This is a genomic window from Ruegeria sp. BA2, assembly GCF_056539605.1.
On sequence record NZ_JBQFVE010000001.1, the window covers coordinates 676,839 to 701,980 of the forward strand.

A 25,142-nucleotide genomic window follows, 5' to 3' on the forward strand; every position below is an offset into this window, starting at 1 on the left:
GATGCAGGCAAGCCCGACGACATTCAACATCCTCATCATCGGGCAAAACAACCGCTTGCAATATGAGGCGCTTTTGTTTGCGGCCTCACTGCGACATAGCTCTCCGGGTTTCATGGGACGGTTGTTCGTGGGTGTGCCGCAACCCGGCCCGCTCTGGCCACAGAGCCCCAGCCTTCAGGACCCCGAGGTGCTTGAGGCGTTGCAGCATTTAGGTGCCGAAATCCTGCCCTTTGAATCTCGTGTCTTTGGCGCGCGCTATCCTCACGGAAACAAGATCGAAGCGCTGCTGGCGATGCCCGAGGGCGAGCCGTTCATTTTCTTCGACAGCGATACGCTAATCACGGGTGAGCTTGCCGACGTGCCGTTTGATTTCAACCGACCCGGAGCGTCTCTGCGGGTTGAAGGAACATGGCCAAAGCCAACGCTCTACGGCCCCGGTTATGAAGGTATTTGGCGGTCGCTGTACAACCGGTTCGGTCTGGATTTCGAAAGTTCACTCGATCCCAGCCAGCCGTCTGGGTATTGGCGGCACTACCTGTATTTCAACGCCGGTTACTTCTTCTATAAATGCCCCCGCCAGTTCGGAGAGCGTTTTCTGGACTACGCTCGCGCTATTCAAGACGAAGACATCCCAGAATTGACCGGGCAGGTTTTGGAACCGTGGCTGGATCAGATCGCCTTGCCGCTGGTCATTCATTCCTTTGGCGGGGGTCGGGATGTTTTGCCCGAAGGTCTGCTAGATGGATCGATCAGCTGTCACTATCGCCTGTTTCCGTTGCTCTACGCCCGCGAAAGCGATCATGTGGTCGAGGTACTGGAAACCGTTGTCGCCCCCAACAAGATCAAGAAAGTGCTCAAAGGCTACGATCCGCTAAAGAAGCTGGTCATCCAACGCAAGGGCGCCAAAATCCGGGCGCTGTTTGATCGCAATACCCTGCCGGCGCGGGAACAGGTCATTCGCAAAACCATCAAGTCCAAGGGGCTTTGGCTGCGCTGACGCAAGCGTTGTGCCGAGCCGGGCAATGCCCTAGAGATTCATCAACACACATTCCAACAGGAGTTATTAACGATGTCTGACGGCCCCACCTACGGTTTCGATACGCTGCAAATTCACGCCGGGGCCCGCCCCGACCCCGCCACGGGTGCGCGCCAGACACCGATCTATCAAACCACGGCCTATGTCTTCCGCGATGCCGAGCACGCCGCTGCACTGTTCAACCTGCAGGAAGTAGGCTTCATCTATTCGCGCCTGACCAACCCCACGGTTGCAGTGCTGCAAGAACGCGTGGCAACCCTTGAGGGCGGTGTTGGCGCTGTATGCTGCTCGTCCGGTCATGCGGCGCAGATCATGGCGCTGTTTCCGTTGATGGGACCGGGCTGCAACGTCGTTGCTTCGACCCGCTTGTACGGCGGCACGGTCACGCAGTTCAGCCAGACCATCAAGCGCTTTGGCTGGTCGGCCAAGTTTGTCGATACCGATGATCTGGACGCCGTGAAGGATGCCATCGACGAAAACACCCGCGCGGTGTTCTGCGAATCCATTGCTAATCCTGGTGGCTATGTCACCGACATCCGTGCGTTGGCAGACGTTGCAGACGGTGCAGGCATTCCGCTGATCGTCGACAACACCTCGGCCACGCCCTACCTCTGCCGCCCAATCGAACACGGCGCAACACTGGTCGTGCATTCGACCACCAAATACCTGACCGGAAACGGCACTGTTACCGGCGGCTGCATCGTGGATTCGGGCAAGTTCGACTGGTCCGCGAATGACAAGTTCCCTTCGCTCAGCGAACCTGAAGCCGCCTATCACGGCCTGAAATTCCACGAGACCTTCGGCCCGCTGGCGTTCACCTTCCACGGCATCGCTATTGGTCTGCGCGATCTGGGGATGACGATGAACCCGCAAGCTGCGCACTATACGTTGATGGGGATCGAAACACTGTCCTTGCGGATGGAGCGCCATGTCGAGAACGCCCAGAAGATCGCCGCGTGGCTAGAAGCGGATGACCGCGTTGACTACGTAACCTACGCGGGCCTGCCCTCGTCGCCCTATCACGACCGGGTCAAAGCGCATTATCCCCGCGGCGCCGGTGCCCTGTTCACCTTTGCGGTCAAGGGCGGCTATGACGCTTGCGTCAAGCTAGTCAATGCTCTGGAAATCTTCAGCCACGTCGCCAACCTTGGCGATGCGCGGTCGCTAATCATTCACTCAGCCTCGACCACGCACCGTCAGCTGACGCCCGAGCAACAAGAGGCTGCAGGCGCAGGCCCCGGCGTGGTGCGGGTTTCAATCGGCATCGAGGATGCGGACGATCTGATCGCTGATCTGGATCAGGCTCTGTCCAAAGCAAGTGCCTGACCCGTGACCAAGCACAACACAAATGAACTGGGTCAACCCATCGGCTTGCCGGTCACGGGCGAGTTTCCTCGCCCGACGCCGCCTTACACACCGATGGAGGGCCGGTTCTGCTCGGTTGTGCCACTGGATGTAAATCGGCATGCGCCCGGCTTGTACCGGGCGTTTGCCAACGATACGGACGGCCACAATTGGACTTACCTGCCCTACGGCCCGTTCGACTCTGAGGCTGATTTCACCGCATGGGCGCAGTCAAACTGCATGGATGCGGACCCGATGTTCCATACAGTTCTCGACGCGGATGAGGTACCCGTGGGGATTGCCTCGTATCTGCGTGTCGAACCTGCTGTGGGTGCCATAGAAGTGGGCCATATCCACTTCTCTCCCCTGCTCCAGCGTAAACCGCAATCGACCGAAGTGATGTATCTGATGATGCGCCGGGTATTCGATGAGCTTGGTTATCGCCGCTATGAATGGAAATGCGACGCCCTGAATGCGCCTTCAAGGCGTGCGGCCGCACGCTTGGGATTCACGTTCGAAGGCGTCTTTCGGCAGGCGACCCATTACAAAGGACGCAATCGGGATACCGCCTGGTATTCGATTATCGACGGCGAATGGCCGCGCATCCGCGCCGCTTTCGAGAACTGGCTCGCGCCGGGGAATTTCGATGTAGCAGGCCAACAGCGCCAAGCGCTGCAAGCCCGCGCTGAGGCTTAGCCTAGTCGGCGATCTCGAACTCCATCGCGATATTGACCGACACGGAAATCTCTCCGCCCGCGACAGGTACGCCACCCGCATCCGACATCGCCATTTCGCGCATCTGCGCCATCGGACGAACGCCCCCACCGTGATCGTTGATCGAAATCACCGGCCCGAGCGTGACGCCAGAGGCCTGCGCCAGTTGTTGCGCCTTTTCCGTCGCATCGGCCACAGCTTTGGCTCGCGCTTCGGCTTCAAGCGGTTTGGGCTCTTGCACACCAAAGCTCAGACCCCCGAAATCATTCGCACCGTCGTGTATGACAGCATCCATGATCTGGCCCAGCTTGTCCAAATCTCGAACGCGCACCGACACGCGGTTCGAAGCTGTGAAACCGGTGATCTTTGGTGCCTCGTTGCTTGCATTGTTCCGCCCAGACCAAACCGGCGAGAGCGACAGATCGCGGGTCTGCACATCACGTGACTCCAGCCCCATTTCGTCCAGGCGTTTGAGAATCTGCGTCACCGCATCCGATGTCGCCTGCATCGCAACCGAGGCCTGAGCGTCCTGATTGGTCACGCCCAGCGTGATTGTCGCCATATCAGGTGCGGCGAGCGCTGTTCCGGTGCCGCTGACAGTGATGCGACGTTCTTCCGCATGGGCGGGCAATGTGGCGATGGCTGCGGTCATCGCAGCCAAAAAAGCAAGTGTCTTCAAGGTGATCCCTCCTGAATGCTTACCCTATAGATGGGGGTGTCTGGTTGCACACGGCAAGGGGGAAACGCGCCTTTTTCTTTCCCTCGGCGGGTTCCTGCTCTAATCTCGCTGGGCAGACATCCAAGCGTTTGCATTGAAGCTGACAATTATGGTTCATCGCGATTATGAAACCCGCCTTTGCGCTGTCATTTTCTGAAAACGGCATTTCCTTGCATCATCAGTCGGATGGAGACTGGTACTGCATTGGAACCGTACCGTTGGATGCGCCGGATTTTTCGGATCAGATGCAGGCGCTTCGGGAACAGGGATTCGCGCTGGAAAACGACCTGAGCTGCAAGCTTGTGATTCCATCAGATCAGGTTCGCCTGTTGTCGGTCGATACAGAAGGGCTGGATTCAAACGCAGCCTCGCAGAAGATCGAAGAGACGCTTGCTTCAGCCACACCCTATGAGCTGTCGGAACTCTCTTATGTAACCGATGCGCAAGGGGTCGAATCCCAAGTTGCTGCGGTGGCTCAGCAAACATTGGACGAGGCCAGTGCGTTCGCCACCGATCACGGCTTTATCCCCGAGGCATTCTGGGTCAGTGCAACCGGTGTGGATACGCTGGACCAACCGTTTCTTGAATTGCCGATCGCAGGTGATGAACCACCTGTGGTCGCGGCTGCGCCAGCCATAACCGAAGATGCCCCGGACATACCGGTCCACGCCATCGCTGAGGATGCCGAACCACCGGCCTTTGAACCCGCAACCAACGCGATCCTTGCACCCGAAAAGGCCGGGATCGACCTGAAACGCTTTGCCATTCCAACAATTGCCGCGTCGGTGTTCTTCGGGATGTTGTTGGGTGCCTGGTCCTTCAACAGTTCTGAACCTGAAAGCGTCGACGTGGCTGAGACGGCAGAGCTTGACCCCGAGCTGCAGCCCGAGCCCGAAATCACATCGAACGAAACCGAGGTACTGCTCGAAGAGACGGAACCCGAAGCGAACGCAGAAGAAATCGCAAGCCTTCCGTTTGAACCAGAGGTGCCAGAGCCGGCGGTGGACGCAGAAGAGGCCCTCACCGCCACGGACGAAGCGATCCTCGAAGCACTGAAGATTGAACCGCAACCCGTTGAGAGCATTGCTGAACCGCCTGAAACCCAAACCGAGTTTCTCGAGTTCACAGGATCAGCCCCTGCTGAGCCTTCCGATCTGACCGCCCCGCCCGAGCAGAGCGATGACGACTTGTATCTCACATCCATAGATCGCTCGGACCTATCGACCGATGTCGTCGCGCTTCCCGATTTTGCCAGCCTGGATACGGACGCACCCTTTGAACCCATCGCTCTTCCCAGCCAGGCGGGGCAGCGGTTCGAATTGGATGAGCGCGGGCTAGTAGCCCCAAGCACCGAGGGAACGCTGAACCCTGCCGGGGTAGTGGTTTATCTCGGGCGCCCCTCGTCAGTCCCCCCTGAGCCACCGACCCGGTTCGAGACTGAGCCGGTTGTGATCGAAGAGGTCGATGAACGGCTCGCAGGTATCCGCCCTCGCCCACGTCCGGAAAATCTTGTGGACCAGTTCGAACGACGGCAGTTGGGGGGACGCTCCCGGCAGGAGCTGGCGTCGGTCAGGCCCAAACTGCGACCAGATTCGTTGCAAGTTCCGCCGCAAGTTGACGAAACGCCGACAGCGCTGGCCGTTGTGCGCGTGCCCCGCCCAAAAAATCGACCTGCTGGAATTGCTGCCCGCGCAACGCAAAGGGCGAGCGCGGCCAGTGCCTCACAAGCATCAACTGCAAATGTGGCGAGCAATGCTGACGAACCCGGTTCATTCCAGCCCAGAACGGTTAATCCCAAGATCCCGTCCTCGGCATCCGTCGCACGACAGGCAACCATCGACAATGCGATTAACCTGCGCAAGTTGAACCTGATCGGCGTATACGGCACCCCGGCCAACCGCCGTGCCTTGGTCCGCCTTCCCAGCGGGCGCTACAAGAAGCTGAAAGTGGGCGACCGCATTGATGGCGGGAATGTTGTGGCCATCGGCGACAGCGAGCTGCGTTACCAGAAACGCGGAAAGAACATCACACTCAAGATGCCGCGCGGATAAACGCAAAGCGCCCCGTTCAGTGAACAGAGCGCTTTGTTTTTAAATAAACCTCAGATCAGGCAGCCGAGATTTCACCCGATTCAATCTGCTCACGCTCGATCGATTCAAACAGGGCTTTGAAGTTACCCTCGCCGAATCCGTCATCCCCCTTGCGCTGGATAAACTCGAAAAAGATCGGGCCGATCACGGTTTTCGAAAAGATCTGCAGCAGGATCTTGGTCTCACCCCCATCAACAACGCCTTCGCCATCAATCAGAATGCCGTGTTTCATCATCCGATGCTTGGGCTCATCATGGCCGGTCACACGGTCGTATGACATCTCGTAATAGGTCTCGTTTGGGCCGGGCATGAATTTCAAGCCCTTCTCGGCAATGGCATCGGTCGAGCTGTAGATGTCGTCACTGCCGACAGCGATATGCTGGATGCCTTCGCCATTGTATTTCTTGAGATAAGATACGATCTGTCCGGTTTCGCCCCGATCCTCGTTGATCGGAATGCGGATGCGACCGCAAGGCGAAGTTAGCGCACGGCTGAACAGGCCTGTATGCTTCCCCTGAATGTCGAAGAACCGGATTTCGCGGAAGTTGAACAGGTCTTCGTAAAACTTGAACCACTTGTCCATGTTACCCTTGAAGACGTTATGGGTCAGGTGATCGAGATAATAGAATCCGTCGCCGCGCGGTTTCGACTGCTCCAGCCACTCAAACTCTTCATTATAGGGCGAGGTGTCGTAATAGCGGTCGATGAAATAGATCAGAGAGCCACCGATGCCCTTGATCGCCGGTACGTTCATGGTTTTGTCGGCGCCGTCATAGGGCTCGGCCCCTTTGGCAATCGCATGTTCATATGCCTTTTGCGCATCCACAACACGCCAGCCCATCGCCGGGGCGCAGGGGCCGTGCTCGGCCACGAATTTGGCGGCAAAGCTGTCAGGGTCAGCATTCAGGATGTAGGTCACGTCACCCTGCTGCCACAGCTCGACCTTGGGCATATCACGGTGATAGCCGACATACTCGAATCCCATCCGCGTGAACAGATCACGCAGTTCTTGCGGTTCGGTGTGGGCGAATTCAACGAACTCGAACCCATCGGTGCCGGCGGGATTTTCTTCGCTGATGACAGATTTCGGGGCGTTATGCGGGAAAGGACCCATGGCGCGTCTCCTCGGAAAACAGGAATTTCTTTGCTGATTCAAAAATACGCCTTATTCCACGCTGTTTCTGCGCATTGTTTTCGTATAAACTGGGATCAAATGCGTATTCTCCGCATATTGAAGAGGAATTTTGAGGAATCGCCGCACGTGCTGGATCGGATTGATATCGGAATACTCGCCGCCTTGCAGCGCGACGCGCATCTGACGTCGCAGCAATTGGGCGACGTTCTCAATCTTTCTGCCAGTCAGGCGGGCCGCCGCCGACAGCGCCTTGAGGCCGAGGGTTATATCACCGGATATACCGCCCGGTTGGACCCGCTGAAGCTGGGTCTACAGGTTCAGGGGTTTATTCAGGTGCATCTGGGTACGCATGGCCCTGAACAATCCGCCGGCTTCGCCCGCATGGTCAACACCCGCCCCGAAATCACCAGCGCGTGGACGATGACAGGAGAGGCAGATTACCTGCTTCATGTCTATTGTGACGACTTATCCGCACTCAATACCTTGCTTCACGAAGTGATCCTGCCGCATCCTGCTGTTGCAAGGGTGCAAAGCCAGATTGTGATGGACCAATTGAAACGCGACGCGCCGCTCCCGACCTGAGCGGATTTAAGAGGACAAAAATGAACGAGTTCCTTTATCAGGCATCGATCTATCTGGCAGCTGCGGTGATCGCCGTACCACTATCCGCCCGTCTGGGTCTGGGATCGGTACTGGGTTATCTGGCCGCGGGCATCGCAATTGGCCCCATTCTGGGTCTTGTCGGGGCGGAAACTGAAAGCTTGCAGCACGTGGCCGAATTCGGGGTTGTCATGATGCTGTTCCTGATCGGGCTCGAGCTTGAACCCCGCGCGCTTTGGGATATGCGCGACAAACTGCTGGGATTAGGCGGGCTGCAAGTCGGCTTGTCCACTGCCGTGATTGCAGCTGTGGCCATTTATGCAGGGCACCAATGGTCGGTCGCGCTGGCGGTTGGATTGACCTTGTCGCTCTCTTCCACCGCAATCGTGTTGCAGACGCTATCAGAAAAAGGCCTGATGCAAACCAACGGAGGCCGCGCGACATTCTCGGTCTTGCTGACGCAAGACATCGCGGTGATCCCGATTCTCGCTTTTCTGCCCCTGCTGGCCTTGCCCGCAAGTATTCACATCGAGGATGACGGCTCAATCGATCGCGGTGTCGATGCGGCGCACGGTGCTGATCACCACGCCACATTGTCGTTGGTAGAAGGGCTGCCGGGCTGGGCCGTGACACTCGTTACCATCGGGGCGGTCGCCTTTGTTGTGCTAGCGGGCATCTATTTGACCCGCCCCCTATTCCGCTTCATCCACGCCACCCGCCTGCGCGAGATGTACACGGCACTAGCGCTTATGATCGTGGTCGGTATCTCGTTCCTGATGACGCTTGTGGGCCTTTCACCCGCCCTTGGCGCGTTTCTGGCGGGCGTCGTTCTGGCCAGTTCGGAATTCCGGCACGAGATGGAAAGTGACCTTGAGCCATTCAAAGGGCTGCTGCTTGGCCTGTTTTTCATCACCGTTGGGGCCGGAATTGATGTAGGCTATTTCTTCGCTGATCCGTTTGATCTGATCGGTCTGGCTCTGCTGGTCATACTCGCCAAAGGCATCATCCTCTTCATCGTCGGACGCGCCTTCAAACTGCGTGGGCGTGATCACTGGTTGTTCACACTCGGTCTGGCACAGGCTGGTGAATTCGGCTTCGTGCTGCTGGCTTTTTCAACACAGCAAAACGTGATTCCACCGGGCCTGTCGCAAAAACTGCTGATGATTATTGCGCTGACTATGCTGATAACGCCGCTACTGTTCATCATCTATGATCTGCTTTCCCGCTCAATCGGTGAAAGCAAACCGCAGGTTGAGGCGGAAGAAATCGATGAGCGTGGTCCAGTTATCATTGCCGGGATTGGCCGCTTTGGTCAGATCGTCAATCGGCTGGTGCAGGCCAGCGGATTCAAGACCGTCGTTTTGGACCACGACATCGAAACCATCCAGCTGATGCGCCGGTTTGGTGTCAAAGGTTTCCTTGGCGATCCGACCCGCCCCGAGCTGCTGCGCGCCGCCGGGATCGAAAAGGCTGCGGTTCTTGTCGCGGCTATGGATGATTACAAACAGGTCACCCGTCTGGTCGGCTATGCACGTCGGCAGCGGCCCGATCTGCACATCATCGCGCGCGCGCGCGACCGCAACCACGTATACGAACTCTACCAAGCAGGAGCCAATGACATCGTACGCGAGATGTTCGACGGATCGCTACGCGCGGGCCGCTATGTACTGGAGAACATAGGTCTCAGTGAATACGAGGCCGCACAAGCCGAACAAACCTTTTATCACCACGACCGAGGATCGGTGCGAGAGCTGGCGGAACTGTGGATTCCAGGCATGCCGACCGCCGAAAACAAGAAATATATCGAACGTGCGCGGCAACTTGAAAAGGATCTAGAAACCGCGTTGCTGGAACTGGCAGAAGAACACGCCAAGAAGTCGGCTTAACCGTCAGAGACCCCCGCTTCGGCGAAGGTCGCCATGCCGGAATGGCAGGCCACGGCGCTTTTCAGGATGTTGATCGCCAACGCCCCGCCCGAGCCTTCGCCCAAGCGCAAGCCAAGGCTTAGCAATGGTTCCTTGCCAAGCTTGTCCAACATTGCTGCATGAGCACCTTCGGCGCTTTGGTGGCCTGCTATGGTGTGATCCAGTGCGGTGTCCGAAATCTGCGCCAGACACGCTGCGGCGGCTGTGCAGATGAAACCATCCAGAATGACCGGAATGCGCAATACGCGCGCTGCGGCGATGGCCCCTGCCATGGCTGCGATTTCGCGCCCGCCCAGGCGACGCAGGATGTGCAAGCCGTCCCCTTGACCGTGCAGGGCTACGCCTTCGGCAACCACTCGGGTTTTGTTGGCAAGCCCGGCATCATCCACACCAGTTCCACGTCCGGTCCAGTCGGCAGCATCTCCGCCGAACAGTGCGCAGGCGATAGCGGCAGCCGGAGTTGTGTTTCCGATCCCCATCTCTCCGACTACGAGCAGATCAGCCTGCGGATCAACCGCCTGCCAGCCCGTGCGCAGCGCGCTCAGCAATTCCTCTTCGCTCATCGCCGGGGTTTGAGTGAAATCTGCAGTCGGACGGTCCAGCTCCAGCGCGTGCACATCCATCTTCGCACCCGCGGCCTTGGCCAGTTGGTTGATCGCTGCGCCGCCATGTTCGAAGTTCATGACCATCTGCACGGTCACCTCGGGCGGGAATGCAGAAACGCCCTGCACCGTTACCCCGTGGTTCCCCGCGAATACGATGACCTGAGGCGCAGTGATCTGTGGCCGCGCATCCCCGCGCCAACCTGCGTACCAAATCGCCAGATCTTCAAGCCGCCCCAACGCACCCGGCGGTTTGGTCAGTTGACCATTACGCTCTTCCGCGCCCTGCCGCGCGGAGGTATCCGGTCCGGGCGCGCCGGTCAGCACATTGCGGAAACTGTTCAGATCATTGAGTTCGGGCAGCATGAAAAGCCTCGTTGCATCAGAGTGGTCCTGTGTGTTTAACCGAAGCTGGCAATGCGACAAGACCTTGAAAGGCCTGGGAGTGACCAAAAACGACACCGTCCCGTTTTCTGCGTGGGATATCCCGCTGGCGCTGGTCCTGCTGACCCGCCTCCCGCTGCCTCGCCTGCCCGATCAGGCATTTGACCGCCAGTCGCGCGCGGCCTGGGCTTATCCCATTGCCGGGCTTGTTGTCGGAGCGCTGGCGTGCGGGGTTGCCTGGATCGCCATCTGGGCGCAACTGCCGGCTTTCGCCATCGCTGCTTTATTGGTCGCCGTACTCATCATCACGACCGGAGCGATGCACGAAGACGGGCTGGCCGATACGGCCGACGGACTTTGGGGCGGGTTCACCACCGAACGCCGTTTGGAGATCATGAAGGACAGCCATATCGGCACCTATGGCGTGCTGGCACTTTTGTTTGCCCAACTGCTCAGGATTGCGGCTGTTATGGCTTTGATCGGCACAGGCCTGTTGACGGGTGTCTTGACCGCCTGTGTCTTCTCGCGCGCCATGATGCCCGCGCTGATGCGCGCGTTACCCAACGCCCGCAAATCTGGGCTAAGCCATTCGGTTGGTGCTCCGCCTCTGTCTGCAGTTCTGTCTGGCATCGGGCTGGCCATATTCCTGTCGTTGCTCCTGCTGGGCGGATCAGCCATCGTACCAATGCTCTGCGCCTTGATCGCGGCGGCGATTGTCGCGCGCACCGCCAAGATCAAAATCGGGGGCCAGACCGGCGATATTCTGGGGGCCACGCAACAAATCTCGGAAATCACGTTCCTTTTGGCGCTGACAGCCGCGATCTAAGATGCCCCACCGGTCTCAATACGCAGCGTCGTACCACAATGTTTGCAATGAACCGCATCCGGGTCATGCCTGAACAGACCGCAACTTGGGCATTTATAGCGCACCTTCTGCGGCATAAAGATCGCCTGCGCCAAACGCACAAATAGCGCCACGCCGACGACCATGATGAAAACGGAAAACAGCTTTCCCGCAGGTGTGCCCAGAGTAATATCGCCAAATCCCGTCGTCGTCAGCGTGGCCATCGTGAAATAAAGCGCATCGATATAAGGCGTTTGCGCATCTTCAGGGACGAAAAAGACCAGCACTGCGGTCGAGGTTGCAAACACAAAGACCAACAAATTGATCGCCGCAATCACGGCGTCCTCATGCGTTCGAAAGAACGGGCTGTCGCGGCGCAGGTCACGAAGCAGATGATAGGAATGGATTAGCCGCAACGCCCGCAATATCCTCAGGAACGCCAGGTTGCCGGTTAGAAACGGATCAAGCAGCAGAGATACGATCACAACGATATCTGCCAACGTGTAAATCTGGCGCAGCAATTTCCAACGGTCTTTGGAAATCCACATCCGGGCGCAGAAATCCAGCAGGATGATCAGCCCGACCCCCATGCTTGCAGCGGTCAATCCCAGCCCGTGCGGGATGTTTGCGGTGGCAACGAAGAAGATGATCGAAGCAATGTCGAACAGGATCAACCCATAGCGGAACCAAACCGATATCGGCTCGTGGCTGATGTAGAGAAACTTGACAGTTTGCTTGATCATGACCCCGTATCTTCCTGCATTTGCGGAAAAATACCCGACAAACGCCATTCGACCAAGCTTCAAGCCACGAAAAAGGGCCGCCCAGATCTTTGGGACGGCCCTTGATGGAATTCGAATGCGATCAGGCAGCGCGGGAGGTCAGTACCTCATCAACCTGCTTTGCGGCTGAGATTTCATCGGCACCGGACACGGCAGCCACTTCGCGGGTCAGACGCTCGAGCGCGGCCTCATAAAGCTGACGCTCGGAATAGCTCTGCTCGCGCTGATCATCGGTGCGATGCAGGTCGCGAACTACTTCAGCAATCGAGATCAGATCACCCGAGTTGATCTTTTGCTCATATTCCTGCGCCCGGCGCGACCACATTGCGCGTTTGACTTTGGCCTTGCCCTTCAGCGTCTTCATCGCCTGGCTGATCACATCGGGTGAGCTTAGCGAACGCAGGCCGGATTCGGTTACCTTGTTCGTCGGCACACGCAGGGTCATCTTGTCCTTTTCAAAGGAGATCACGAACAGCTCAAGCGAGAACCCCGCAACGTCCTGCTCTTCGATCGAAATGATCTGACCCACGCCATGGGCGGGATAAACAACATAATCGTTCGGGCGGAACTCAAGCTTTTTCGACTTCGACATTCAGTTTCATCCTTCATTACAGATCGGGACATGAGACGGCAAAAACACCCCAGGCGCGGCCACACAAGGCCCCGTCAGGCGCATTTCTTGTCATAAAATCAGGACTCCATAGTTGGCATACTAACGGAGCACTTCCCCATCACAGTCATCATTCAGATGTAAGTATATCACAAATTTACGACACTCGAAAGACCAGCCCCAGATCAAGGCTGAAAACGCATTCTAACTCAAGGGGATAAGGTATTTCCGGGTATCGGTGCGGCCCAGCTTGGCAGCCGAATCGCTTAGCCACCCTCGCCAGGCGCTTCCGAGAAATACTTCTCCATCTTACCCTCTTCGCCGTCGCGCTCTTCGGCTTCGGGCAGCGGGTCTTTCTTGGTCACAATCACCGGCCACATTTCTGAGAATTTCCGGTTGAACTCGACCCATTGTTCCATCCCCGGCTCGGTATCGGGGCGGATCGCATCGGCAGGGCATTCAGGTTCACAGACCCCGCAATCGATACATTCGTCAGGGTGAATGACTAGCGTGTTCTCACCTTCATAGAAACAGTCCACCGGACATACCTCGACACAGTCGGTGTATTTGCAGCCAATGCAGTTTTCGGTGACAACGTAGGTCATTGTTCAGTTCCCATGTGCGCTTTGGGCGACTAGCTAATTCAGTCTGCCCGCCTCTTCAAGAGAAGATCACCCCTTTGGGGTACGAGAAAGATCAAGCGCGCGCCTTTCTTTCTTGGTTGGGCGACCTTTTCCTTCAAAACCCGGATTCTTGGGAGTCGCGTCCTGTTTTTCGGTCAGATCGAAATACAACGTTTGCGCCTCGGGCGCCGGGCCGCGGCGTTCCCCCAGTTGTTCGATGCGCACGACCCGCACGATGCGCCCCTGCGGGAACGTCAGCACGTCTCCGGGTCCAACGGCCTGAGCCGGTTTGAGGACCCGATTTCCATTCAAACGTACGTGGCCGCCGCTGACTTGTTTGGCGGCCAGGCTACGGGTCTTGAAGAACCGCGCCTGCCACAGCCATTTGTCGATCCGCAGCTTGGCCTCGGCCATTGTCGGTCAGTTGCCGTCCTTCAAACCCATCAGCGCTGCGGCGAATGGGTTGTCAGGATCAATGGCCTTTTCCTTCTTAGGCGGCCGTGACGAGAACGACTTGGCACCCTGAGGCTTGCCACCCTTCTTGCCCTGAGGTCTACGACCATCCTGCGGCTTGCCGCGCGGTTTGCCTTTACCCTGCCCCTGCTCGCGGCGTGGGCCTCGGTTTTGCTGACGCTGACGACCCCAGGTGAATGTGTAGAACACTTCGACCTCAGGCTCATCTGCAGCGGACTCATCCGCAACGGGTGCCTCGGCTGCCGCCTCGGTGCTTTCGGTGGCCTCGGCTGGCGCCTCGGCGACTGCGCTCACCTCTTCCGTTGAATTGTCTTGTGCAGAGGTTTCATCGGTTGCCGGTTGCTCTGTCGCTTCTGCTGCAGGTTGCTCCGCGGGGGCTGGCTTGACCTTGTCGCGCTCGCCGCGCTCGGCCTTGTAACCCAATCCTTGCATCAAATCAGCGAACTGATCCAGCGTCATGCCGGTGATCGATAGCATATCTGGCTTGGCTTCGAACCCGCCCCGGCTGTCCTCGGACCGCAACATGTCTGCGAGCCTTTCCAGCATGTCGATTCGGATCGAGCGTTCGCCCGCATAACGGTAGCCGCACATAGTGTCGTACCCTTGCGGTGCATCCTTGGCGACCGGCACGGTGACCAGTCCCGGAGGCGGCGCTTCGGGGAATTCCTGCAAACCGCTGGACAACGCCCAGAGCACCAAACGCAGGCGTGTTGGCGCAGGTTTCAGCAACAGAGGCATGAAGATGGTGAATTGACCAAAGCGAATGCCGTGCTTGCGCAGCGCGCCACGGGCGTCTTGATCCAGATCCTTGACCTCTTGCGCGACCTGGGCGCGGGGCAGCACGCCCAGCGCCTCGACCATGCGAAAGGCAAAGCCTTTGGCGAGGCCGGTAAGCTCTTCATCCCGCGACAGATTCAGCAGAGGTTCAAACAGAGCAGCCACTTTGCGGTCGATGAAATGCTGCAAACGACGCTGCACTTTCTGTTCGACATCCGGCCCTGCGGCCTCATCCACAAAAACTTCAACCACAGGCCTAAGCGGTTCTGCCCCGGCAACCAGCTTGCCGACGGCATATTCGCCCCACATCAGGCCGCCCTGATCAGTGAAATCAATTTCGGTATCGGGCGCGTTGTAGAAGCGATCGGCACGCAGATGGAATTGCGGCGCGAGTGCTTGCAGAGAGGCCGATTTCAGGGCTTTCGCCTCGGTTCCCTGCGCGCTTTTGTCCGGGGTAAACCGGAACCCTTCCAGACGACCGACGAATTCGCCTTCGACGGTCACTTCACCCTTGTCATTTACTTCGGCCAAAAGGGCCTCCTTCTGTTTGAGCCGGCGCAGCAATACGGATGTGCGCCGGTCCACAAATCTCTGTGTCAAACGATCATGAAGAGCGTCTGACAGCCTGTCTTCTACAGTGCGCGTTTCCTCACGCCAATGGGATTCGTCACGCACCCAGCCGTTTCGTTGCGCAACATATGTCCAGGTGCGAATATATGCCAACCTTTTAGAGAGCGCATCGATATCTCCATCCGTTCGGTCGATCCGGCGGATTTGTCGCGCCATGAAGTCATCCGGGATCGATGCGCGTTCGTGCAAGTGGCCATAAATCACTTCAAGCAGGCTGGCGTGTTCGGCGTGGCTGATGCCGCGAAAATCGGGGATTCGGCATACATCCCATAACAATCGGACCGACGGGCCATCGCTAGCGCGCGCCATAACCTCGGTGACCTGAGACAGAGATTTCAGCGCATTAAGGTCGTCAGCGGGGCGTGATTTGACCAGATGCTCATCGTTGGGACCGACCTCCAGCGATGTGATCAGCGCTTCGATCGAGCCAAACCTAAGGGCAGCATTCCGCCAGTTCAGCTTTTTCATCGGCGTGAAACGGCTGTCCATGATGGCTTGAGCCACGCCTTCGTCCAAAGGCGGCGCTTCGCCAGTCACGCCAAAAGTCCCATCGGACATGCCGCGCCCTGCCCGACCTGCGATCTGAGCCAATTCATTGGGGGCCAGCGGTCGCATCCGGCGACCATCGAACTTAGTCAGAGATGAAAACGCTACATGATTCACATCCAGATTTAAGCCCATTCCGATGGCATCGGTGGCGACCAGGTAATCAACCTCGCCGTTCTGATAGAGATCCACCTGCGCATTCCGCGTTCGCGGGCTGAGGGCGCCCATCACAACGGCAGCCCCGCCCTTTTGACGACGCAGCAATTCAGCGATTGCATAGACGTTTTCGACCGAAAACCCCACGATGGCGCTGCGAGCGGGCATACGGCTGATCTTTTTGGACCCGGAATAAACCAGTTGAGACATCCGCTCTCGCCGGACAAACTGTGCCTCAGGCACGAGCGCAGCAATGGCACCGCGCATGGTGTCGGAGCCCAGAAACAGTGTCTCATTGGTACCACGTGCCCGAAGCAAACGGTCGGTAAACACATGCCCACGCTCGGGATCGGCGCAAAGCTGGATTTCATCGATCGCCACGAAATCCGCGCCCATGCCTTCGGGCATCGCCTCAACCGTGCAGACCCAATACTGTGTTCTAGGCGGCACGATCCGTTCTTCACCCGTCACCAGCGCCACGACCGAGGGGCCGCGAATGGCGACGATCTTATCATAGACCTCACGCGCCAAAAGACGCAGCGGTAAACCGATGACACCCGTCCGGTACCCCAGCATACGTTCAATCGCGTAGTGAGTTTTTCCTGTGTTCGTCGGGCCAAGTACGGCCACTACCCGGGATGACCCGCTCACCTTTGCCCCCTGCGCCCTAAGACTTACAGCGCCTTGCCTTCAACCTGAGGCTTCAGCCGATTCACGGCATTGGTTACTTCTTCATGATGGGGATGTATAGCCAGCGCGCGCGAATAGGCCTGAAACGCCTGTTCGGGCTTACCCACAATCTCGAAAATCAGGCCCAGACCATAGATGGCCTCATAATGATTGGGATTAAGGGTCAGAGCATGTTCAAGATCTGCCGCCGCCATGCCAAACCGGTCGATACCAAAAAAGACCGACGCGCGGACGTGCCAGCCTTCGGCAAATTCGGGTGCATGATCCGTCAGTGCCGTTAGATGATCAAGCGCAGCCTCGATATCGCCATCTTCCAACGCTTCTCGCCCACGCTCAAGCAGCAGATCTGCCGAGGCCGAGCCTGACTGTGACCACAGCGCCTGCAACTGCCGATCCAATCCCACCGCCTGTTCAGGCGTGGACTGCGCCAGTTTCTGCAACAGCTCTGCCTCATCCCGCGAATCCGCCTCTTGCGCGAGGGAACTGGTGGAAAACGTGACTATGACAGCAAGTGCCGCGACGGTACCTTTGAGATTGTTGATTGCAATACCCATAACAATGGTCAGTGTAGCGTAGCGACCGAGGATGTCCATTCACGGCGCATGAACAAAATGAGGAAGACCATGAGCGATATTCTGGAAAAAGCCGCAGAGGCCTTGAACGAAAAACTGTCGGGCGGCGATTTCGATGCATCAGCCAAATTTGCAATCGCTGATCTGGGGTCTATCATTCTGGATGCAAGTGGCGCGCGGGTCAGCGATGAAGACGCCGACGTCACCCTAAGCGCCGATGCGGACACGTTCGAACAGATTCTCAGCGGTGACCTGAACCCAACAGGTGCGTTCATGTCTGGTAAGCTGAGCGTTGATGGAGACATGGGTATCGCCATGAAACTTGCCTCGGTGCTGGCCTGATGGATTTGTCGCCGGCCCCCTTTTTCGAAGATGTGGCCGGCGGTCCCGCCGGTGGAGCGGCGCATTGGCTGACAACGCAAGACGGTAAACGCATCCGCGTCGGCCATTGGCGTCCCACTGGCGATGCCTGCGGTACAGTGATGCTGTTCCCCGGGCGCACGGAATATATCGAGAAATACGGCGATACTGCGAAGGAATTCGTTAACCGGGGCTTTGCCAGCCTTGCGATTGATTGGCGTGGGCAAGGTCTGGCGGATCGTTTGCTTGATGATCCTCGGATTGGCCATGTCGAGCAGTTCACCGATTATCAGCATGATGTACGCGCGACACTGGAACTCGCCCGGCATCTGGAACTGCCCAAACCATGGTACATAATCGGCCATTCCATGGGTGGAGCAATTGGGTTGCGCGCGGTTCTGGAAAGCGTGGACTTCGCGGCCTGTGCCTTTACGGGCCCGATGTGGGGCATATTCTTTACCCCGATCATGAAACCGCTCAGCCAGTTGACCGCCTATTGGGGGCCGCGTCTGGGGCTTGGAGAAAAGACACCGCCCACGACAACGCTGGAAAGCTATGTCGCATCGCAACCTTTCGAGGGGAACGTGCTTACCCGTGATCCCGAAATGTATCAGATGATGCAGAACCAGTTGGCCGCGCATCCTGAACTGGCCCTTGGCGCACCATCCACGATATGGCTGCGCGAAGCGCTGGATGAGTGCATCTGGCTAATGGAGCAAACCGCACCTGACATCCCTGCCTTGACCTTCCTCGGAAGCCATGAGCAGATCGTCGATCGCAAGGCAATTCGCGCTCGTATGGCGAACTGGCCCAGCGGGACTTTGGTTGAGATACCTGACGGCGAGCACGAAGTCTTGATGGAAGCCCCCGAGGTGCGTGGACCGGTGTTTGATCAACTGGCGGCCCATTTCCTCAAAGCGGGATCCATATCCGAAAAAGAGCCCGCGCTGTCGCGCTGATCCAAACAGGCTGCTTGTGATCCGGCTAAGCCGCGCCTAAATGTTTGCCAACACAGTTTATTGAGGTGATCCATGCGCGACCTTCCCTTCCCCGTCCGTGACGCAAATGCAGGTGGCGGTTCTGATGATCTGGGCAACTTGCCGGAATGGGATTTGACCGATCTCTACACCTCGGAAGACGCGCCGGAACTGTCCCGCGATCTAGACTGGCTTGAAGGCGAATGTGTGGCCTTTGCAACCGATTACGAAGGCAAACTGGCCGATTTGGATGCCGCAGCCCTACTGACCTGCGTGCAGCGAAACGAAAAGATCAACACCATCGCCGGTCGCATCATGTCGTTCGCCGGTCTGCGTTATTACCAGCTGACAACCGATGCCGACCGCGCCAAGTTCCTGTCTGACATGCAAGAGAAGATCACGGTCTTCACCACGCCGCTGGTGTTCTTCACGCTGGAACTGAACCGTATTGAAGACGACGCGTTGGCCGCGCATTTCGCCGCCAATGCTGATCTGGCCCGGTATGAACCCGTGTTCCGCCGTATCCGCGCGATGAAGCCTTATCAACTTTCCGACGAGCTTGAGAAATTTCTGCACGATCTCGGCGTGGTCGGCGATGCATGGGAGCGCCTGTTCGACGAGACAATTGCGGGCCTGAACTTTACCGTTGATGGCGAAGAATTGAATATCGAAGGTACGCTGAATCTGCTGACCGAGCAGGATCGTACCAAACGTGAAGCTGCCGCACGCGAACTAGCCGGCGTTTTCCAAAGCAATATCAAAACTTTCGCGCGCGTGCATAATACGCAGGCCAAGGAAAAAGAAATCGTTGACCGCTGGCGCAACATCCCAACGGCTCAGACTGGTCGCCACCTGTCGAACGATGTTGAGCCCGAAGTTGTCGAAGCCCTGCGCGAGGCTGTCGTCGCGGCCTACCCCAAGCTGAGCCATCGTTATTACGAGCTGAAACGCAAATGGCTGGGTCTGGACGTCATGCAGGTCTGGGACCGCAATGCCCCTTTGCCGATGGAAGACACTCGCATCGTTGATTGGGCTGAGGCAGAAAAGACGGTGATGGACGCCTACAACGCCTTCGATCCGCGCATGGGTGAAATTGCAGCCCCATTCTTCTCGAAAGGTTGGATCGATGCGGCAGTAAAACCCGGCAAAGCACCCGGCGCCTTCGCCCACCCCACAGTCACCGAAGTTCATCCTTACGTGATGCTCAACTATCTGGGCAAACCACGCGACGTAATGACCCTGGCGCATGAGCTGGGCCACGGTGTGCATCAGGTTCTGGCTGCAGATCAGGGCGAGATGCTATCGTCCACACCGCTTACGCTGGCCGAAACTGCCAGCGTGTTCGGCGAGATGCTGACCTTCCGCAAAATGCTGGATCAGGCCGAGACCCCGGAACAGCGCAAGGTGCTGCTGGCCGGCAAAGTCGAGGATATGATCAACACGGTCGTTCGCCAGATCGCGTTCTACGACTTCGAATGCAAGCTTCATGCTGCCCGACGCGAAGGTGAACTGACCCCGGATGACATCAATGCCCTGTGGATGAGCGTCCAGGCCGAAAGCCTTGGGCCTGCGTTTGAATTCATGGACGGGTACGAGACCTTCTGGGCCTATATCCCGCACTTCGTCCATTCGCCCTTCTACGTCTACGCCTACGCGTTTGGCGATGGCCTCGTGAACGCACTCTATTCGGTCTACGAAAGCGGAGCGGACGGGTTCGAAGACAAGTATTTCGATATGCTGCGCGCCGGTGGCTCAAAACACCACAAGGAGCTGCTTGCCCCCTTCGGACTGGACGCCAGCGACCCCGAGTTCTGGGACAAGGGCCTTTCGATGATCTCTGGCTTCATTGACGAACTGGAAGCGATGGAAAGCTAAAGCCAAGGGGCAGCCGGTTCAGGCTGCCTCATTTCTCTTTGCTTGATTTCATCGTCGTCACGAAAATCGCCGTCACAATCAAAACCGCGCCAACAATCGCCAGCGGCGTGATCGTCGCGCCCAGAAACAGCGCCGAATTGATGAAAGTAAACACAACCGAGGCGGCAAATAGCAACGTCGCCGTCAAGGTTGAGACACGCGCAGCGGCCTCGTACCATAGATAATAGGCCAGCGCGGTCGGCAAAACGCCCAGAAGGATCAAGAAGACCACGTCATTTACGTTTGGTATCTGAAACGCGAACGCTGCCAATGGTACCAACAGCGCCCCTGAACACAGGAAAATGCCAAACAGAAAATTCAGCCTTTCGGCGGTGGTCTCCGACGATTGCATCGCACGGCTGCTGGAAATCAGGAATACCGCCCAGCTAAGCCCCGCCCCGATTTCCATCAGATCGCCCAACAGAGGCTCTCCGCCGCCTTGAAAATCCCGATAGACCGTCAAAAACACACCAAGGATCGCCAGCAGAGTTGCCAGCACGTCGGTGCGCCCGACGGCGGTATCTGCGAAGAAATACAGGAATATCAACACGAAAAACGGCGCAGTATTTTCCAGCACCATCGCATTCGCGGCACCGGTGTGTTCAAGGCCGATATGGAACAATATGTAGTTCACGACGGTAGACAACACCGCCAACCGAAAGTTCCAATCGCGATATTGGACCGAAACCGATGCACCCATCACCCGCAGCATGCAGTAAATCGCAAACGCAGCAATGAACAGGCGTGATACGGCAATCTGCAACCCGCCGAGATCGCTGGTCAGGTACCGCACGATGACACTGTGCGTACCCCAAAGAAACGCAGCCAGAAATCCAAGAAACAACCCGTTATGCAGCAGTGATTTCTGCAGTTGATCCTGCATCGGCGTTCCCCAAGTTATTTCAGCTGGCTGTCTTTCGACCCGCGCCGATTGATCCCGCTACGGGCCTTAAAACTGCTGTCACGCTCTTGTTGACAATCAAGGCAGAGTTTGACGCCCGGCAGAGCGACGCGGCGCTTTTCAGGAATCGGCTCTTCGCATTCAGCGCAATGGGTCAGGCTTTCGCCAACCGGCCGCTTTTGCGCCTGCATCCGCGCCAGTTCATCGGAAATCGACGCTTCGATCTGTTCGCTTACCGCACCGTCGCGCGCCCAACCGCCCGCCATTGAACCCTCCTGATCTGGTCGGATCAGGTTACGCGAGACACTGCACGCGTGGCAAGTTACAGCGAAACAGCCGTGTCAAAGACCTGATCGATCACCTCCTGCGTGCCGCGTAAGAATTCAAGTGGACAGGGATACGCGACCCCTTCGCGGATCGAACGGCCAAAGGCTTCGACCTGCAACTGATAGTGACTATCTGCGGGGAACCGAGTCACCAGAACCTCAAGCCCTGGTCGGTGTAGTTCAACCCGCGCTTCCCCGAATACCCGTGCGTTGAAGGGAGCGGTCAGGCGGATCACACCACCTTCACCGTGAAACACCATTTCCTGATGCGGGTGCATGCGGGTCGAAACATAGGTGGAATAAGTAAAGTCATGAAATTGCGCACGGATTTCGGTGAAAACATCTACGTCGTTTTCCCATCGAATTGCACCGCTGACCGAAACGGGTTCTTGCCCTGTAGCAAACCGCGCGCTGCCGATCACATAGACCCCAATATCACGCAACCCTCCGCCCCCGGTCTCGGCACGATTGCGAATGTTGCCCATGTCCGTTCTGTTGTCATAGCTGAACGCTCCGGTGACATGGATCAGCTTACCGATCGCTCCGTCGGCAATCAGTTTGCGGGTCAGATGCCACTGAGGATGATGCACGATCATATAGGCTTCGGCGGCCAACAAACCCGTCTGATTCCGCTTGGCGATGAGTGTATCAAACTCCTCAGCCCGCATGGTCATCGGCTTTTCACACAGCACATGCTTGCCCGCCTCCAGCGCCTTCAGGCTCCACTCGACATGAAGATGATTGGGCAGCGGGATGTAGACCGCCTCAATCTCAGGATCGGCCAGCAGCGCGTCATAGCTGTTGTAGACGCTTAGATCAGGGCAATAGCTGATAAACGGGTCAGCTTTGGCCGGATCGGATGTCGCGAGCCCAGCCAACCGCGCACCATTGGCAGCATGGATTGCCGGGGCCATTTGTTGTCGGGCAAATTTCGCCGCGCCCAAGATGCCCCAATTCACCGGCTTATGCATATTCGTTCCCCCAAGATATTGATCGTGCCCACCCGCGGCAGGCCCCTACAATTCGGTCTGGAACTGTCTAGCAATCACCAACAAACATGTCAGGCCTTTCTGAACGCGCCTCAAAATCTCGCACTGTTTCAACAATATTGATTGGATTAAGGACGCCGCATTAGGCGCTTGTAACCAAAGACAAAACCGTCCTTCCCTCTGGCATCGTTTCAGATTCCAACGCAGTTTTGTTGATCCACCCTGTCATTCCCCGCGTAGCCAAATCATCAACAGGCAGATGCATTCGCTCTGTCCAAAACCAAGGCATACAGGGTGGGAGGTATACCGAAATGCCAGCAACACACACGATTACTGAAAGGGTACTGCAAAGCGGTGACCCTGGGACGTTTGACAACGACAATCAGGATTTCGACATCCTGCGCGAAGCGGTCATCTTGGCCGGGCTTGCGGACGCACTGAATGACCCAGAGGCTGCCCTGACGGTTTTTGCCCCAGCCGACGCTGCGTTTATCACCTTGGCGCAGACTCTTGGCTATCAAGGCGCAGACGAAGCCGGGGCTTTGGGTCACATCGTCAAAGCGCTTACGCTGCTTGGCGGCGGCGACCCTCTACCTTTGCTGACCAATATTCTGCAATACCACGTAGTTGACGGCGAGTTCGACAGCGCCACGGTGATCAGCCTCGGGGATGGTGCCGAAATCCCCACACTGCTTGGGCCATCAGTCGAACTGAACCTTGAAAGCGATCCACCAAGTCTGGGCGATGCAGACCCTGGCATTGCCGATCCAGGTCTTATCGCATTCGACGTCGAGGCCTCGAACGGCATAATTCACGTGCTTGATGGGGTTCTGTTGCCGGTGTCCGTGACAGGTATCCTTGGGAAAAAGAACACCGATTTCATCCTGGGCGATAGCAGTGATGAATTCATCTATACCGGACGCGGGAATGATTTTGTTCTCGGCGATGGCGGTAATGATGTGATCAAAACCGGCTCGGGCAATGATGTGGCGCTTGGAGGCGCCGGAAATGACATAATCTTTGGCGGGCGTGGGAAGGATATTTTGCGCGGTGACGAAGGACACGACAAAATCTTTGGCGGTCGCGGGAAAGACATCATCGACGGTGGTGAGGGCAACGACAAGCTATTCGGCGGTCGGGGTAAAGACATGTTCTTTTTTGAGGACGGCGACGGCCAGGACTGGATCGTCGATTTCCGCGTCGGCAAGGACAAGATCGATCTGTCCGAGTACGATGGCATCACAAGCTTTGAAGACATAGAGGACGATATCGACGGCAAGTTCTTCGGAACCAAGATCGAACTGGACGAAGGCGACAGCATCTATCTTACAGGTGTCTGGGCAAGCCACCTGTCCGAGTCGGACTTTATCTTCGCATAAAAAAATCAGCCCGCTTATTTGGCGGGCTGATGATTGGCTGGGATCAGTTTGATCCCAGCATTCCCTTTTCGCGAGCAAGCTCTCGCATCTTTTTTTGCAGCTTTTCAAAGGCGCGCACTTCGATCTGACGGATGCGTTCGCGGCTGACATTGTACTGAGTGCTGAGCTCTTCCAACGTCACAGCTTGGTCCATCAGACGGCGCTGAGTCAGAATGTCTTTCTCACGATCGTTCAGCACGTCCAGCGCAGCCGCCAGCAGCTCACGACGGGCTTCAAGCTCATCCCGCGCCTCGTAGTCGCCGGCCTGATCCGCATCTTCATCTTCCAGCCAATCCTGCCATTGCATCGTGCCTTCGCCTTCGGACCCGACGGTCGCGTTCAGCGAGGCATCGCCACCGGACATCCGGCGGTTCATGCTGATCACTTCTTCTTCGGTTACACCGAGGTCTTCGGCGATTTTGGCAACGTTTTCGGGACGCAGATCGCCCTCTTCCAACGCACCAATGCGAGCCTTGGCCTTGCGCAGGTTGAAGAACAGCTTTTTCTGCGCCGAGGTCGTGCCCAGCTTCACCATCGACCACGACCGCAGGACATATTCCTGGATCGAGGCGCGGATCCACCACATGGCATAGGTCGCCAGACGGAAACCCTTTTCAGGATCGAACTTCTTGACCGCTTGCATCAGGCCCACATTGGCCTCGGAAATCACCTCGGCTTGCGGAAGACCATAGCCGCGGTATCCCATGGCGATCTTGGCTGCCAGACGCAGATGCGACGTTACCATTTTATGCGCGGCCTCGGTATCCTGTTCCTCGACCCAACGCTTGGCCAGCATATATTCCTCTTCTGGCTCCAGCAGAGGAAACTTGCGAATCTCTTGCATATAGCGGTTCAGTCCCCCTTCAGGAGACGGCGCCGGAAGATTTGAGTAATTTGCCATTTATTTCTGCCCCTTGGACAAATGTTTAAGCCCTTAACATGGGATATGGGTACCCGTCCCGGTACATTCAAGAGGATCTAATAACAGTCTGAAATTAACCCTAT

The 25,142-nt window shown here is 57.2% G+C and carries 24 protein-coding genes; 11 read left to right on the forward strand and 13 right to left on the reverse strand.

Features of this window, described 5'->3' with window-relative positions; genetic code table 11:
- The first annotated feature begins 1 nt into the window (after position 1).
- From ACR0NN_RS03335 to ACR0NN_RS03345, 3 genes are all read left to right on the forward strand, one after another.
- Positions 2–997: a hypothetical protein gene (locus ACR0NN_RS03335; protein ID WP_170720176.1), complete on the forward strand. Its 996-nt coding sequence runs from the start codon at positions 2–4 to the stop codon at positions 995–997.
- 72 nt (positions 998–1,069) lie between these two features.
- Positions 1,070–2,362 (forward strand): O-acetylhomoserine aminocarboxypropyltransferase/cysteine synthase family protein, encoded by a 1,293-nt coding sequence (locus tag ACR0NN_RS03340; protein ID WP_170719646.1) that lies wholly within the window; start codon positions 1,070–1,072, stop codon positions 2,360–2,362.
- Between the two features lie 3 nt (positions 2,363–2,365).
- A complete protein-coding gene (locus ACR0NN_RS03345) occupies positions 2,366–3,076 on the forward strand; it encodes a GNAT family N-acetyltransferase (RefSeq protein ID WP_170719654.1) in 711 nt (236 codons plus the stop codon).
- A 1-nt stretch (position 3,077) separates the two neighbouring features.
- On the opposite strand, the gene ACR0NN_RS03350 is transcribed toward ACR0NN_RS03345, so the two are convergent.
- The gene (locus ACR0NN_RS03350; RefSeq protein WP_170719657.1) at positions 3,078–3,773 is read right to left on the reverse strand and encodes an SIMPL domain-containing protein; all 696 of its coding nucleotides are present in this window, start codon (positions 3,771–3,773) and stop codon (positions 3,078–3,080) included.
- Between the two features lie 164 nt (positions 3,774–3,937).
- On the opposite strand from ACR0NN_RS03350, the gene ACR0NN_RS03355 reads away from it, so the two are divergent.
- Entirely contained in the window at positions 3,938–5,863 is a 1,926-nt protein-coding gene (locus tag ACR0NN_RS03355; RefSeq protein WP_170719659.1) for a hypothetical protein, read from the forward strand.
- A 55-nt stretch (positions 5,864–5,918) separates the two neighbouring features.
- On the opposite strand, the gene hppD is transcribed toward ACR0NN_RS03355, so the two are convergent.
- Complete coding sequence (gene hppD, locus ACR0NN_RS03360) at positions 5,919–7,016, reverse strand: 4-hydroxyphenylpyruvate dioxygenase (protein ID WP_170719661.1); 1,098 nt, start codon at positions 7,014–7,016, stop codon at positions 5,919–5,921.
- Between the two features lie 147 nt (positions 7,017–7,163).
- On the opposite strand from hppD, the gene ACR0NN_RS03365 reads away from it, so the two are divergent.
- Together ACR0NN_RS03365 and ACR0NN_RS03370 are read left to right on the forward strand one after the other, a co-directional pair.
- Positions 7,164–7,619, forward strand: coding sequence for an Lrp/AsnC family transcriptional regulator (locus ACR0NN_RS03365; RefSeq protein WP_170719663.1), 456 nt, complete (start codon positions 7,164–7,166; stop codon positions 7,617–7,619).
- 20 nt (positions 7,620–7,639) lie between these two features.
- On the forward strand, positions 7,640–9,523 hold the full coding sequence (locus ACR0NN_RS03370) for a monovalent cation:proton antiporter-2 (CPA2) family protein (protein WP_170719667.1): 1,884 nt from the start codon (positions 7,640–7,642) through the stop codon (positions 9,521–9,523).
- On the opposite strand, the gene cobT is transcribed toward ACR0NN_RS03370, so the two are convergent.
- Positions 9,520–10,530, reverse strand: coding sequence for a nicotinate-nucleotide--dimethylbenzimidazole phosphoribosyltransferase (gene cobT / locus ACR0NN_RS03375; RefSeq protein ID WP_170719669.1), 1,011 nt, complete (start codon positions 10,528–10,530; stop codon positions 9,520–9,522). The two genes, ACR0NN_RS03370 and cobT, sit on opposite strands and share 4 nt — an antisense overlap.
- Between cobT and cobS the strand changes: the two genes are divergently transcribed.
- On the forward strand, positions 10,529–11,374 hold the full coding sequence (cobS, locus tag ACR0NN_RS03380) for an adenosylcobinamide-GDP ribazoletransferase (RefSeq protein WP_170719671.1): 846 nt from the start codon (positions 10,529–10,531) through the stop codon (positions 11,372–11,374). The genes cobT and cobS overlap by 2 nt on opposite strands.
- On the opposite strand, the gene ACR0NN_RS03385 is transcribed toward cobS, so the two are convergent.
- From ACR0NN_RS03385 to ACR0NN_RS03410, 6 genes are all read right to left on the reverse strand, one after another.
- Positions 11,371–12,135 (reverse strand): ion channel, encoded by a 765-nt coding sequence (locus ACR0NN_RS03385; RefSeq protein ID WP_170719674.1) that lies wholly within the window; start codon positions 12,133–12,135, stop codon positions 11,371–11,373. The two genes, cobS and ACR0NN_RS03385, sit on opposite strands and share 4 nt — an antisense overlap.
- A gap of 121 nt (positions 12,136–12,256) precedes the next feature.
- Positions 12,257–12,766, reverse strand: coding sequence for a CarD family transcriptional regulator (locus ACR0NN_RS03390; RefSeq protein ID WP_170572040.1), 510 nt, complete (start codon positions 12,764–12,766; stop codon positions 12,257–12,259).
- Positions 12,767–13,050: 284 nt separating this feature from the next.
- The gene (fdxA, locus tag ACR0NN_RS03395) at positions 13,051–13,389 is read right to left on the reverse strand and encodes a ferredoxin FdxA (protein WP_170682977.1); all 339 of its coding nucleotides are present in this window, start codon (positions 13,387–13,389) and stop codon (positions 13,051–13,053) included.
- Between the two features lie 66 nt (positions 13,390–13,455).
- Positions 13,456–13,821, reverse strand: coding sequence for an RNA-binding S4 domain-containing protein (locus ACR0NN_RS03400; RefSeq protein ID WP_170719678.1), 366 nt, complete (start codon positions 13,819–13,821; stop codon positions 13,456–13,458).
- Positions 13,822–13,827: 6 nt separating this feature from the next.
- On the reverse strand, positions 13,828–16,641 hold the full coding sequence (locus ACR0NN_RS03405) for a helicase-related protein (protein ID WP_170719681.1): 2,814 nt from the start codon (positions 16,639–16,641) through the stop codon (positions 13,828–13,830).
- 23 nt (positions 16,642–16,664) lie between these two features.
- Positions 16,665–17,273: a tetratricopeptide repeat protein gene (locus ACR0NN_RS03410; RefSeq protein WP_170719685.1), complete on the reverse strand. Its 609-nt coding sequence runs from the start codon at positions 17,271–17,273 to the stop codon at positions 16,665–16,667.
- A 30-nt stretch (positions 17,274–17,303) separates the two neighbouring features.
- Here ACR0NN_RS03410 and ACR0NN_RS03415 point away from each other — a divergent pair, with 30 nt between their 5' ends.
- The 3 genes from ACR0NN_RS03415 to ACR0NN_RS03425 all read left to right on the forward strand — a co-directional run bounded on the left by ACR0NN_RS03415 (position 17,304) and on the right by ACR0NN_RS03425 (position 20,464).
- Positions 17,304–17,594, forward strand: a complete 291-nt coding sequence (locus tag ACR0NN_RS03415) for an SCP2 sterol-binding domain-containing protein (RefSeq protein WP_170719688.1) — start codon at positions 17,304–17,306, stop codon at positions 17,592–17,594.
- Positions 17,594–18,571: an alpha/beta hydrolase gene (locus tag ACR0NN_RS03420; protein WP_170719690.1), complete on the forward strand. Its 978-nt coding sequence runs from the start codon at positions 17,594–17,596 to the stop codon at positions 18,569–18,571. The genes ACR0NN_RS03415 and ACR0NN_RS03420 overlap by 1 nt, the downstream gene beginning before the upstream one ends.
- Positions 18,572–18,643: 72 nt before the next feature.
- On the forward strand, positions 18,644–20,464 hold the full coding sequence (locus tag ACR0NN_RS03425) for a M3 family oligoendopeptidase (protein ID WP_170719692.1): 1,821 nt from the start codon (positions 18,644–18,646) through the stop codon (positions 20,462–20,464).
- 28 nt (positions 20,465–20,492) lie between these two features.
- On the opposite strand, the gene ACR0NN_RS03430 is transcribed toward ACR0NN_RS03425, so the two are convergent.
- The 3 genes from ACR0NN_RS03430 to ACR0NN_RS03440 are packed head-to-tail and all read right to left on the reverse strand — an operon-like array spanning position 20,493 to position 22,701.
- On the reverse strand, positions 20,493–21,386 hold the full coding sequence (locus ACR0NN_RS03430; protein WP_170719694.1) for a DMT family transporter: 894 nt from the start codon (positions 21,384–21,386) through the stop codon (positions 20,493–20,495).
- Positions 21,387–21,400: 14 nt separating this feature from the next.
- Positions 21,401–21,670, reverse strand: a complete 270-nt coding sequence (locus tag ACR0NN_RS03435; protein ID WP_170719696.1) for a DksA/TraR family C4-type zinc finger protein — start codon at positions 21,668–21,670, stop codon at positions 21,401–21,403.
- Between the two features lie 56 nt (positions 21,671–21,726).
- Positions 21,727–22,701 carry a Gfo/Idh/MocA family protein gene (locus tag ACR0NN_RS03440; protein ID WP_170719698.1) on the reverse strand — a complete coding sequence of 325 codons (975 nt, stop codon included), beginning with the start codon at positions 22,699–22,701 and terminating at the stop codon, positions 21,727–21,729.
- Positions 22,702–23,030: 329 nt separating this feature from the next.
- Here ACR0NN_RS03440 and ACR0NN_RS03445 point away from each other — a divergent pair, with 329 nt between their 5' ends.
- Positions 23,031–24,098, forward strand: a complete 1,068-nt coding sequence (locus ACR0NN_RS03445) for a fasciclin domain-containing protein (protein WP_480683889.1) — start codon at positions 23,031–23,033, stop codon at positions 24,096–24,098.
- A 43-nt stretch (positions 24,099–24,141) separates the two neighbouring features.
- On the opposite strand, the gene rpoH is transcribed toward ACR0NN_RS03445, so the two are convergent.
- Entirely contained in the window at positions 24,142–25,038 is an 897-nt protein-coding gene (rpoH, locus tag ACR0NN_RS03450; protein WP_170682988.1) for an RNA polymerase sigma factor RpoH, read from the reverse strand.
- Between the last annotated feature and the right edge of the window lie 104 nt (positions 25,039–25,142).